Source organism: Bacteroides sp. AM32-11AC (genome assembly GCF_003603515.1).
GTDB classification, from domain to species: domain Bacteria; phylum Bacteroidota; class Bacteroidia; order Bacteroidales; family Bacteroidaceae; genus Bacteroides; species Bacteroides uniformis.
Genome location: NZ_QTNH01000002.1, coordinates 347291 through 359693, shown reverse-complemented (window position 1 = coordinate 359693; position 12403 = coordinate 347291). Strand labels below are relative to the sequence as shown.

Here is a 12403-nt window from a genome sequence, read left to right as displayed (position 1 = left end):
TTGAGTTATAAGTTATAAGTGATTAATTTTCACCTTTCAACTAACAAAGTTTTCCAACTCTTTGAAGGTGATGCGGCCTTCGTACAGAGCCTTACCGAAAATAACGGCAGGTATGCCGGCGGCTTCCAGCTGGCGTATATCATCGGCACAGCTTACGCCTCCACTGGCTATCAGATAGAGTTCTGGATGATGCTCCAGTATCTCCTTATACAGCGCTATCGATGGTCCTTGCAGCATTCCGTCACAACTGATATCAGTACAGATAACCTTACGGACCCCCTTCTCTACATAGTCTTTCAAGAACGGAAACAGTTCGCAGCCACTCTCATCCTTCCAACCATTGACGGCTATTTTATGCTCTTTCACATCAGCACCAAGAATAATCTTCTCGGAGCCATACATTTGAAGCCACTTACAGAACAATTCGGGATTCTTCACAGCAATGCTGCCGCCGGTCACCATCTGCGCACCGTTCTCAAAAGCTATCACCAAATCTTCATCACTCTTCACCCCACCTCCAAAATCAATAATAAGAGACGTACGCACAGCTATCTGTTCCAACGTGCGGTAGTTTACCACATGATGGGAAGCCGCACCGTCCAAATCGACCACATGAAGTCTACGGATACCATGAGCCTCCAGCTCCAGGGCCACTTCCACGGGATTTTCGTTGTACACCTTCTTGCTGTCATAATCGCCTTGGGAAAGGCGTACACATTTTCCGTCAATAATGTCAATAGCGGGAATCAGTTCTATCATTTTATTTACGATTTGACGATTTACAGTTCCAGGAAATTCCGCAAAATACGCTCTCCCACACTTCCACTCTTTTCCGGATGGAACTGTGTGGCGTAGTAATTGTCTTTATGCAAAGCGGCACTGAACGGATGAATGTAATCCGTCACGGCTGCCGTACAATCATTGACTGGCACATAGAAACTATGTACGAAATAAACAAACTCTTCTTTAGTAAAGCCTTTAAAAAGTCCGCTATTCGTCCGGGCAATGGTATTCCATCCCATATGAGGTACTTTATCCTCGTGCCTCTGCGAAATGAAACGTTTCACATCAGTATCAAAAATACCCAGGCAATCCACATCCCCCTCTTCAGAGTGGCGGCACATCAACTGCATGCCCAGGCAAATGCCCAATACCGGCTGGCGTAACTCCTTTATCAGCCTATCCATACCACCGGCACGCAAAAAGTCCATAGTGGTTTCCGCCTCTCCCACACCGGGAAAGATAACCTTATCGGCAGCACGTAGCACAGCCTCATCCGCCGTAATCACTGCCTCTACTCCCAGACGCTTCAAAGCATAATCCACCGAACGGATATTGCCTGCATTATATTTGACAACTGCAACTTTCATTTTTTTAATTGAGAATTGACCATTGAAAGGTAATAATTGAAAGGTAATGACAAGTTCCCCACCATCAACTATCAATTATCAACTATCAACTAATTAAATATTACCGTTTTGTTCTTATATGCCAACACCTTGCGTTCAATATGCTTCTGAACAGCACGAGAAAGCACAATCTTTTCCAAGTCCTTACCCTTGTTCACCAAATCCTGCACAGTGTCCTTGTGTGTAATACGCACCACATCCTGCTCTATGATGGGACCGGCATCCAATTCTGTGGTAACATAGTGGCTGGTAGCTCCAATAATCTTCACTCCACGTTCAAACGCAGCATGATAGGGCTTCGCTCCCACAAATGCCGGAAGGAAAGAGTGATGGATATTGATTATCCTATTGGGATAAGCGTTTATCATTTGCTCGGAAATGACCTGCATGTAGCGCGCCAGCACTATGAAAGTTATCTTATGCTTTGCCAGTAACTCCATTTCCTTCTTCTCTTGTTCCTCCTTTGTCTCTTTGGTAATGGGGAAAAGATGGAAAGGAATACCGAAACGCTCGGCCACGTGCTGCAAATCGGGATGATTGCTTATAATAAGAGGTATCTCCACATTCCACTCACCAGCGGTGTAACGCGCCAACAAGTCGAACAAGCAATGGGACATCTTTGAAACAAAGATAGCCATACGCGGTTTTGTATCGGAGAAATAGAGACGGAAATTCATCTCATATTTCTGTGCATACAAAGTGGCAAAATAATCCTCAATCTTTTCCTGAGGCACCAGAAAATCTTTCAATTCCCATTCAATACGCATAAAAAAGATATTCTCTACATGGTCTACATACTGATCCAGATAGATAATATTACCTTTATTCACCGTTATAAAGTCTGTTACTTCTGCCAATATGCCTGGTTTGTCAGGGCAGTGTAGCAACAGTTTGGCTGTTTTCATCATCCTAAAATGTTTTTTATCATTTTTCAAATTACAACATTCTCTTTTTGAGTTCGCAAAAATAACGATTTATTGCAAAACAACGAACTTTTCGAGCAAGAAGTTTAAAACAAGCTCCGAAATGTTTCGTTTTCTCCAGGAAAGGTTTTCATATCAAGAATAAAACAGTGCATAAACGTATTTCTAAACAGTTGTTAAATTTACTTTTCTCTTATTTTTCCAATCTTCTCAATATGAGGATATAAAGCAAATACAGCACAAAACGCTTGGAAAAAAGTTCGCCATAGCTATTGCAGATATCAAAGAAATGCCTACCTTTGCAACCGCAATCAAGAGAGATAGCAACGAAAGAATGAAATAATGGTGCGTTAGTTCAGTTGGTTAGAATACATGCCTGTCACGCATGGGGTCACGGGTTCGAGTCCCGTACGCACCGCAATAAATATTGAAAATCAATATTTTATAAATAGAACACCCATTTTTACACCCTAATAATGTAAAAGTGGGTGTTCTATTTATAAAATATAATATGGATACAAAAAAATTGTAGGAGAAACACTAGTTTTCTCCTACTCTCATATTTTATCCAATCAAATCTTGTAACCAAAGGTGAAAACTGTCTACTTCTACATAGTCTTCTCCAACCATATCTATATAATTTATGGCATAAGATAAATCAACTTCGTAACCATAAAATTCACTTAAATCACATATTAATTCTTCAGGTGTCATTGTTGTTTAACGAATTTGAACTCCTAAATATATAAATTCAGTAATTAACTCTAAATCTGATAGAATAAATACAAGTCATAATTTACTTTTTATTGTATCTATTACAATAGAAGAAACCTTTAAACCTAATTCATCGAAGAAACCCTTAATACTACTTTTGGTATACTTTTTTACACCTAGTTCATCCATTGATTGTTTATATTGAATAGCCCATTTATCAATGCTTTCAATTTCCAATTTTTTAAAGCGATTAATAATTTCATTTTTAACATAATCATCAGCTATATTTATTTTGTCTTGAACCTTTTGAGGTAATTGATATCTATAATAGGCAATCCCAATATGTCCAAAAAAGCTATCACGTGCTTTAGGATATATTTTTCTGTCAAATCCTTTTTGTAGCAAAGGAAAATGTTCCCATATATAATTGAACATTACACTATTCATTTCTTCTTGTGTGTATTTCTTTAAGATAGGAATGGATTTATGGAATTCAATTTCTCTATCTCGCCACATTTTATTTCTCTCTTTTTCATTCTCCTTTATTGCTTCTTTTTCTTCTTCTGTTAAGTCTTCATCAAAATACCCATAATTTTCTTCTTCTACTTCATCATCTTCGTCTTCATCAAGTCCATCCATTTTAATTCTGATAACACTATCTTTCATCCTGTTTTTTAGACATGCCGCTAATAAACGGGTATCTACAGGTAAAGTTTCATCATTTTGTATATTTTCAAGATGTACCTTTAATGCACCTGATTCACCATTAAGAAGTTCAGAAACAATATTTTCAGGTATAGTTAAATCTTTGATATACGATAACTCAACCGGAGATATATTTAATATCTCTATTAATTTAAATTTGGCTTCAATATTAGTTTTCATAATAATAAAATTTATTTAAATGTACGTTTGTACTTTTTCGAATACAACCTTTAAGTCATTTGTTTTATTTCGAATAATTCTTTTCTTTTTATCATATTCAAAATCGTTATAAGAAATAACAACGAGACTAATACCATGTTGAGGTAAGACAACTTTTCTACGTTCGTCATATAGTTTTCGTTGTTCTTTACGAGTAATTCCACTTATAGTTTTTTTTCTATCGAAAAAAGCAACATCCTCGGTATGTTGTTTTTCATTATATTCAATAACTAAATTCTTAGATTCATAATAAGCGTCTACACGTAATTTTCTCCCGCGTTTCCCGTTTATAGAATCCCCCCTTAGAAAATCAAAACAATGTTGTCTTAAAGCTTTTGTCCCTAATATTTCATCACATAAATCAATTACATAAATTTCATCTTTAATTTTATGCTTTGTGATGATTGGTTTATTAATCATGCTAATACAATGGTTTGATATACTTGACAAATATATAAAATTTCATTTATATTTTCGCATAAATTATATTCGATAAGCAAATAAATTTATATTTTTAATCCTCGCATAGGTTTGTTTTCCTCCTTTTGGGTGTGGCTTACACCCAGCTTTTCTTTGAGCTCTTTGAATTTCATCCTGAACCATTCAAGTATCGGCAGCCCATCAATGCATAACCTGAATTTCCCATTCTCCTGCGGGTTTCTCTCTACGGTTGCCGTTGAGTGCTCCGTCTTGAACCTCTCCTTGTGTTCCTTCGAATAGAGCCTGCCTTTGAACCCTACGGGCTGCAGGCTGACGATTCGCCTTGTCAGTTCCTCGGTGAACCCCACTTCCCGGCATTGTTCGGCTATGGGCAGCAGTTCCGTTACGATAGAGAAATAGGTATCTATCTGTTTCAGCCTATTGTCGTACCCTGCAATTTTCTGTTGGTAACTTCGCTCTATCCTGATTATTTCGCTGTTGTGGCGGTTCTCCATTTTTGTCTGCTCCCTTTGTTCGGCTTGTACCTGCTTTTGCAGATCTACAATGTCTCGCTTCAAATTTTCGTTCTCCGCCTCTAGCCTCTTGACCTTACTGCCGCCCAAAAGAGAACTCACCCCGTCCGCTATGGCTGTAGTGGCGTTCACCGCCGCACCCTTCATCTTCTGCACGTTGATTTCCCCCTTTACTTGCTTCAACCTTTTCTGCGCTTCTTCTTTCAGCCCCAACAGGGCTTCTATGTTCTCTTGCAGGCTGTCCTGCTGTTCCACCAGTTCCTTGTAATATTGTGAGGTGGAAACGTGTCTTGCCAGTGAGCCGTCCACACCTCTTTGCAAACCGTACTTGTTCATGGCTTGTGCATAAGTGTCCTGATAGTGTTTCAGCTTGTGCCTTGCCATTACGTCATCAGCGCACAGCCGTACATCCTGCGGGCTCTTCTTTCTGTACTTTTTCTTCCCGTTCTGCTCATCTTGTCTGGCTTTCCTGCGTTCTCCCGTCACTATCGGTACGATAGTGGCGTGTATGTGCGGTGTCTTCTCGTCCATATGCAGGACTGCCGATACGAGATTCCGCTCCCCGTATGTTTCCCGGAGCCATTTCAGGTTGTCGTTGCACCAGCCGTCAAGCCTCCCGTCCGCTTCCATTTGCTTCATGTCCTTGTTGCTTCCAGTGAGCAGCACCCGGATTGCCCTTACCTGGTTGGTGCCTACCTTGCGTCTGATGCCTGCCGTCTCTATCCGGTGTGCTATCGCCTGCGTGCGATTCTTCACTCCTTCGGGGAACTGCACCAGTTCCCGGTTCAGGTGCGTGCGCATTCTGTCCGCGTTCTTCGGATGGACGGTGCGCTCTATGTGTGTGGACATTGCACCGTCCGCACCTTTCGCCTTTTCCAAATGCAAAACTGCATATCCCATAACTGTAATACATTTTTTCGGTGAATACTTCCCCTGCCTTGCTTCCATGCCGCATGGCTTCGGGGTTTCAAAAGGGGCGACTTCCCTTTTGCTCATTGGGGCTTTTTTAGCGATGCATGCATTGCGTGAAGAAAAAGCCCTAATGAGCTATGGCTTTTTTCAAAGCCTTCCGGTGGCTGTACGGTTACATCCTGATACCTTTGTTTTTCTTTTTCGGTTGCTCTGCCTTCTGTTGGTTTTTCTCCGGTTCCGGCTTCTCACGCCTCCGTTCGGATTGTCCGTTCTGTTTACCCCGCAGGAAGTCGTTCAGGTCGTTGTAGCCTCCGTATATGTGCGACGCGTCCCGGACGCGCAGCCCGTATTCCTCCCGCAGTTCCTGAACAGCTTCCATTCCCGCCTTGTCGTTGTCGAGGAAACAGTGGATGCGCCCGTAACCGCCCAATGGTTGGATTGCTTTGGAGAGGTTGGAAGTCGAGTTCAGCACGATGTAGTCCTGCCCGTCAAGGTCGGGACGGTCAGGACATCTTTCCAGCCGCAGGGTGAGGAAGGAGAGGTAGTCCATGAAGCCCTCGAAGAGGTAGCAGGTCTCCTTCGGCTGTTCCTGCCGTATGTGGGTGATGTCCTTCGGTGCTATGCAGCCCTTGAACAGCTTGTTGCGTATCTCGTAGCCTCCCGAACGGTTGAGAAAACCAACGGCAAAGTAGGGTTTGCCGCCAGTCAGATAGCGCACCTCCCTGCATTCTCTTTTTGCCAGTTCCGTATTTATCCCCCTCTGCCGCAGATAGGACAATAGGGCGGGGGGAAGAAAGCGGTACCGCCTCCAACTGCTGGAAGCTCGGTTTTGAGAATGGTTGCCCGCCAAAAGAGAAGGAGACTGGGCGCACGCTGGGTGCCTGCTCCGCTATCCGTTCCAAGAGGTAGGGCAGGCTGTCGGATGCGTATAGTTCCCGCGCCAGTGCGATGATGTTCCCGCCCCTGCCCGCGCCAAAATCGTACCATAGGTTGCGTTCCATGTTCACCTTGAAGGACGGTTCCTGCTCGTCCCTGAACGGTGACTTGTACCATAGGCTGTCTCCCTGCCGTCTTACCAGGTTGTAGCCAAGAGTGTGCAGATATTCTTCTATGCGTATCCGCTTCGCTTCATTCGTATTCATGTAGATTTCTGTTTAAGTGGATATTGTTTTTTCTTTTCGCCCGTACATGTTTGCGGTACGGTCTGTATATGTCCGCTTCACTTCACTTCCGTATATATAGGTACGGGAATGAAGTGAAGCGGTTTTTACCATATTCCGGAATATTCCACTTCACTTCACCATATATATACCCCAGTTGAAGTGAAGCGGTTTCCAGTCTGCGCCGCTAATAGTGGAAGTCCGGCTTGAAGGTGTATTTCCTTCCGTTCTCCTGCACTATCATCCGCTTGTTTTTCAATACGGTGATGAGGTCACGCAGTCTGTGGTCACTGAGTCTGACACCGACAGAGGCGTATGCTTCCCGCAAAGCCCCTTCAAGTTCCTTGTAACCGTATTCGTCTTTCAGGGTGAATGCCGCTTCCAGTGCGATGCGGTGCTGCTGTTCGGTGATGTCCCTATACGGATCGAACTTCCCTCTATTCCCTTTTGTCTCGTCCTTGTCCTTGAACTGGTAGTCCTCCAGCAGTTCGGGCAGTGCCTCCCCGTTGATGCGGAAAGCAAATGGCTCGAAGTCCACTGCCCTGATATGTGCGGTTTTGACTGTGCTTACACCGGGGTTCTTCTCGTCCTTTTCTACTTGCAGCACCGTTTCCGCCTTGTTGCTGAGTTCGGTTCCGATGTGCCCCCTTGCATGCTCGTCCCCCTTGTTCTGGTGCAGTATGGTGTGAATGTGGATATTCCTTTCACCCGTCCATGTCATCAGCAGGGAGATTGCCTTTGTGGACTCGCTGGAACTGTTGATGTCATACACCATGTCTCGTATTCCGTCGATGATTACCAGCCCGACGTTTTCAGTCCGATAGATTGCCTCCCTCACGATTGCTATGCGCTCTTCGGGCGTGTACTTCCGCAGGACGAGGAACTCGAGGTTCTCATGGTTGCTGTCGGTCGGCAGTCCCGCCATGCGAAGGCTGCGCCTTGCCACTATCTCACAGTGGTAGGTGCTCTGTTCGGTGTCCACATAGAGTATTTTCCGTTTGTTTTCGGGCAGTTCCGCCGTATAGTTCAGTACCGTCCCGTTTTTCAGCGCAGCCGCCACGATTGCGGAGACGTTGAACGTCTTCTTGCTTTTGGCTTTTCCGATTGACGCGCTGAAATTTCCCAGTGTGCCGATGACGGAGCCCTGCACTTTCAGGATTTCGGGCGCCTGCTCGTGGTTTTTCGAGAGGTCAAGCCGCGAGGCATGCCATAGGATTACCGCCTCTTCGGAGGTGATGTTTCTTTCCTTGTTGTCCATACTACACCTCCTTATCCGCGTCCCCCGCTTTTGCGTCCTGCCAGTTCCAGCGCCATGTCCGCATCGACGATGATTTTGCGCCCTATCTGCGTAATGGCTCTGTCTATCCTCCCGCTTTTCTTGATGCGGTTTGCTGTGGGTATGCTGCACCCGAACAGCCGGGCTATGCCGCCTATCCCGTACACGTATTTTTTGTCCTTGTCGGCTGCGGATTGCACCGTTCTCACTTTATTTTCCTGCAAGGCGTGGCGGTTCAGGAATATAAATTCCTCGCCCGTCATCTGCCATACGGGTTTTGACAATAGGTTTTTCACTTCCATTTTTTTGATAAGATTAAGTTTACACTGCAAGCCCTGCGCATGGGCTTTTTACCTCGTTCGAACAGTGCAAAGTTACTTCCAGGTACGGGTGGTAAGGATGTGGATAGCGTGATTTGAATATCACGCTATCTTATTAAATATCAGCATGTAATAAAAAGTGGCAAGAATTATTTTGAGTGGTAAAAGTGGTGGTATCGTGGAATGTCGGGACATGTCACCGACTATCGGAATACTGACCGCATTTCCCTTGCAAATTCCTGGTTGCTGTCACTGGGGAAATCGGAAACGGGCTCTTTGTATTTTGACTTGTAGTATGCATCGTCTATTCCCAACAGGTTCATGATGTCCTCTTTCCATTTCTCTCTGTCCGGTTTGGGCAGCGTTTCACCCATAAGGAAAATGAGATAGCATACACGTGCCTTCTCCCTCGGTCTTATTTTCAGTCTGCCTTCGCATGGTTGCAGGTTTAGGTTGGCGTAGAAGTCCAGTTCGGAAACGGTTTCAAACTGTTCACCGTTGCATTTCTCATAAATGGCTGACAGCAACCGCATGGGAAAATAGGCGGATGGGCTTGCTGGGGTGGTACCGGATGAGGAAATTCCCTTTTCCTCCCTTTCCTTTTTCTTTTGGTCGGTCAGGTATTTTTCAAGGATTGCCAATAGTGAGCCGCCCAACCTGCAAATGTCCCCGCAACGGTTTTGCAGGCATTGCAGGGCTTCCCGCCTTGCCTGCTCCTTCTGCCTGTACAGTTCATCCAGTTTGGCTTTCTCCTTGTCGTATTCCCGTTTGCACCGTTCGTACCTTCTTTCCAGCAGTTCCTCTTCTTGATGGTCGTGTTCCCTGAAACCCACTGCCTCCAGAGAGCCGTTCGCCTCCATAAGCTCCCGGTAATATCCGTTTGTGACTTTCATCTGTCTGTCAATACCCCAGTCAAAACGGCTTTCATGCTGTCGGCAGACATATCCGGTATCAAGACGGTCGAAAAACTCCTTGCAGGTATTGTAAGTTGAAATGTTGCTTTCAATCTCACGTTTCAGGCTGTTAAGCAATATGGAGAAGTGCGCGGCGTCCATTTCAAGCATGAGGCTGATAAGTGCCGTCTCAAAGGTCTGCGTATCCCCGTACTCTCTGTAAAAATCGGAAATGAACTGCTGCTTCTCAAAAGAGAAACTGTCCCCGGATATTATTTCGGTGTATATCTTGTTGAGTTTCCCGTAGCGGGGTATCATTGACGTTATTCTTTCTTCCATGATATTATTGTAGTTACAATTGGTTAAACTTGCTCATTGCGTTTGCCTTCACGTCATCGGCTATGTCTATGTAGGGCTTCATCGCCTTGTAGTCGCTGTGTCCCGTCCACTTCATCACCACTTGTGCGGGAATGCCGAGCGCGAGCGCGTTGCAGACGAATGTCCGTCTTCCGGCATGGGTTCCCAGCAGCGCGTATTTGGGTGTAACGGTGTCTATACGCTCGCTGCCCTTGTAGTAGGTCTCGCTTACCGGGTTGTTGATTTCCGCAAGTTCTCCCAGTTCTTTCAAATAATCGTTCATCTTCTGATTGCTGATGACCGGAAGTGCCTTGTGTCCTTCAAACTCCACGTCCTTGTATTTGTCAAGTATCGCCCTGCTGTGGTTGTTCAGTTCGATGACAAGGCGGTCAGCAGTCTTTACGGTGGTGATTTCTATATGCCCGCCCCGAATGTCGCTCCGTTTGAGGTTGTATACGTCCGAATAGCGCAGCCCACTGAAACAGCAGAACAGAAAGACGTCCCTTACCCGTTCGAGATATTGTTTGGTCGGGGGTATCTTGTAGCCTTTCAGCTTGTTCAATTCTTCCCATGTGAGGAATATCACTTTCTTTTGGACGCTTTTCAGCTTCGGGTTGAAGCTCTCGTAGGCGTTGTTCATGCAGTACCCCTTTTTGGTGCACCATCGCAGGAACCATTTCAGGTAGGCTATCTGCTTCATGGTGGACGTGTTGCGCAAGCCTTCCACGTCCTTGAGGAAATTCACGTAGCTTGTCAGCTTGGGTTCATCCAGTGCCTCGAAAGTCAGTTTCTTGTCGAACTTCTCAAGGTGTTTCCTTACTGCGGCGAACTTCTCATAGGTGGCGTCAGACCAGCCGTTCTGTGTCCCGCATTCCTTGATGAACTCCCCGAACACCTCCATAGGTGCGAACGTCAGGGGCTTCTGCTGTTCCTCCTCCCTCTTTTCGCTGTGCAGGCTGTTGAAAGCCTCCTTCACTTGTGCGGTGGTAGGCATGGTTCCCAGAACCTCGAACTCCTTGAAGATGTTCTGTATTTCCGTATAGTAGCGCAGCAGGTCGGTGTTGATTTCGAATGCGCTCTGTTTCAGCTTGTTGGTGCAGCCCGGCTTTACACGCTGTTTGTCGGTGTCCCATTTGGCTGCGTCGATGCGGTAGCCCGTTGTAAACTCGATGCGCTGGCTGGCAAATATCACACGCATACGGATAGGCACATTCTCTACGATTGGTACGCCGTTCTTCTTCCGGCTTTCCAAAGAAAAGATGATGTTTCTCTTTATATTCATATTCGGGTGTAATTAAATTAGCACCCAAATATACACCCAATTATTAAGATAGCAAAAGATTTCGAGTGATATTTTACGATATGAATCAATCGTAATAAGCTGTTTATTAGTAAATAGTTACAAGTTTATGATATTTTGAAAAATTGTAGGTTCGAGTCCCGTACGCACCGCGAAAGCAAATAGCAAATTAAAGCAAAGCTCTGAAATTCAAGTATTTCAGAGCTTTTTCTTTTTCTCGCTCCGGCAAAAATGGGGACCCGAAATATCCGGTGCATAAGCAATTTTCGAGTTTCAGCTTTCTCAGACTTACATCACAAGAATAAGAAACTGAGCAGCAATGAATGGGCAGACCGTCCTCCGGATAGGGACAAAACTGGAAGAAGGTATAGGCAGAATCCACGTATGTCCCATGCTTTTTATTATGAAGGTTCATGTAAACCCTCGTCCCACGCACGTGGGCTCGACAGTTCACGCAGGCAAACCGGCGAGCACACATGCGTGGGACGAAGTTTTGTAATAAGGTTTCGGGAATTATGCGCCAAGCTTCTCTGCATTACACACAGGACATGAAGGGAAAAAATGCCCATATACGGGGAGCCAAAGCCATACTTCCGGCACTATAGACAACGGAGTTCGCCCCTTAATCACCATATTTGCACAAAGAAAACGGAAAATAAGCCCGAAATAGACATTAACAAATATTATTTATTATAAACAAAAAAAACAGAAAAAAACACGTGGTTAAATTCTTGCTGTCAGATAGTTAAAGCCGAATATGAGAAGAAAAAGTAGTGCTGGCAAAAATGATGATTTTTAAAATCGGGGTCTGACTTACGAACTACAACTGCATGTGTAAAATAGGATATTCTTTACCTTCTCCGTCCAAATCGGACCTTTTGTATACGCTAAAGCCTATATATTTATAAAAACCGACAGCTTGAATATTCTGCTCGTTCACATCGACTTTCGTTACCTGCAAATGATTTATGGCATAAGTAACCAGTTTTTCCCCAATTCCTGTGCCTCAATAATTATTGGTAATAAACAACATTTCAAGATTTCCTTCTGCAATTCTCATAAATCCGATTAAGATTCCCTCCTGTTCAAACCCGAATAGAATGACATACTGAAAATATACCGGAAGCTGTTCCTTATAGTATAGAAAATCTTCTTCTTTAAGAAAATCATGTGTACTCAATACTGCACTTTCCCAAATTTCTATCAAACGTGGATAATCCGTAACTTTAATTTTTCTAATCATAATTGTAATTGCTATTTAA

Annotated in this window: 11 protein-coding genes, 1 tRNA gene and 2 pseudogenes; 1 reads left to right on the top strand and 13 read right to left on the bottom strand. The window is 44.4% G+C overall.

Going from position 1 to position 12403, the window contains the following annotated elements; translation table 11 throughout:
• Window positions 1-36 precede the first annotated feature (36 nt).
• The 3 genes from hisA to purU all read right to left on the bottom strand — a co-directional run bounded on the left by hisA (window position 37) and on the right by purU (window position 2317).
• The gene (gene hisA / locus DW800_RS03495; RefSeq protein ID WP_005832375.1) at window positions 37-759 is read right to left on the bottom strand and encodes a 1-(5-phosphoribosyl)-5-[(5-phosphoribosylamino)methylideneamino]imidazole-4-carboxamide isomerase; all 723 of its coding nucleotides are present in this window, start codon (window positions 757-759) and stop codon (window positions 37-39) included.
• A gap of 20 nt (window positions 760-779) precedes the next feature.
• Entirely contained in the window at window positions 780-1370 is a 591-nt protein-coding gene (gene hisH / locus DW800_RS03490) for an imidazole glycerol phosphate synthase subunit HisH (protein WP_119957812.1), read from the bottom strand.
• A gap of 89 nt (window positions 1371-1459) precedes the next feature.
• Entirely contained in the window at window positions 1460-2317 is an 858-nt protein-coding gene (purU, locus tag DW800_RS03485) for a formyltetrahydrofolate deformylase (protein ID WP_005831431.1), read from the bottom strand.
• 359 nt (window positions 2318-2676) lie between these two features.
• On the opposite strand from purU, the gene DW800_RS03480 reads away from it, so the two are divergent.
• Window positions 2677-2750, top strand: a tRNA-Asp gene (locus tag DW800_RS03480).
• Between the two features lie 146 nt (window positions 2751-2896).
• On the opposite strand, the gene DW800_RS19585 is transcribed toward DW800_RS03480, so the two are convergent.
• The 10 genes and pseudogenes from DW800_RS19585 to DW800_RS03430 all read right to left on the bottom strand — a co-directional run bounded on the left by DW800_RS19585 (window position 2897) and on the right by DW800_RS03430 (window position 12384).
• Entirely contained in the window at window positions 2897-3046 is a 150-nt protein-coding gene (locus DW800_RS19585; RefSeq protein ID WP_008647309.1) for a hypothetical protein, read from the bottom strand.
• A gap of 75 nt (window positions 3047-3121) precedes the next feature.
• Window positions 3122-3931, bottom strand: coding sequence for a hypothetical protein (locus DW800_RS03475; RefSeq protein WP_008647311.1), 810 nt, complete (start codon window positions 3929-3931; stop codon window positions 3122-3124).
• Window positions 3932-3946: 15 nt separating this feature from the next.
• Window positions 3947-4390, bottom strand: a complete 444-nt coding sequence (locus tag DW800_RS03470; protein WP_119957811.1) for a hypothetical protein — start codon at window positions 4388-4390, stop codon at window positions 3947-3949.
• Window positions 4391-4476: 86 nt separating this feature from the next.
• Window positions 4477-5823, bottom strand: a complete 1347-nt coding sequence (gene mobV, locus DW800_RS03465) for a MobV family relaxase (protein ID WP_119957810.1) — start codon at window positions 5821-5823, stop codon at window positions 4477-4479.
• Window positions 5824-6007: 184 nt separating this feature from the next.
• Window positions 6008-6977, bottom strand: a pseudogene (locus DW800_RS03460) (toprim domain-containing protein).
• A 205-nt stretch (window positions 6978-7182) separates the two neighbouring features.
• Complete coding sequence (locus tag DW800_RS03455) at window positions 7183-8253, bottom strand: AAA family ATPase (RefSeq protein ID WP_119957809.1); 1071 nt, start codon at window positions 8251-8253, stop codon at window positions 7183-7185.
• Between the two features lie 11 nt (window positions 8254-8264).
• Complete coding sequence (locus tag DW800_RS03450; protein WP_119957808.1) at window positions 8265-8573, bottom strand: DUF3853 family protein; 309 nt, start codon at window positions 8571-8573, stop codon at window positions 8265-8267.
• 221 nt (window positions 8574-8794) lie between these two features.
• The gene (locus tag DW800_RS03445; RefSeq protein ID WP_119957807.1) at window positions 8795-9823 is read right to left on the bottom strand and encodes a hypothetical protein; all 1029 of its coding nucleotides are present in this window, start codon (window positions 9821-9823) and stop codon (window positions 8795-8797) included.
• A 13-nt stretch (window positions 9824-9836) separates the two neighbouring features.
• Complete coding sequence (locus DW800_RS03440; protein ID WP_119957806.1) at window positions 9837-11123, bottom strand: site-specific integrase; 1287 nt, start codon at window positions 11121-11123, stop codon at window positions 9837-9839.
• Window positions 11124-11961: 838 nt separating this feature from the next.
• Window positions 11962-12384: pseudogene (locus DW800_RS03430) on the bottom strand (GNAT family N-acetyltransferase).
• Window positions 12385-12403: the final 19 nt, after the last annotated feature.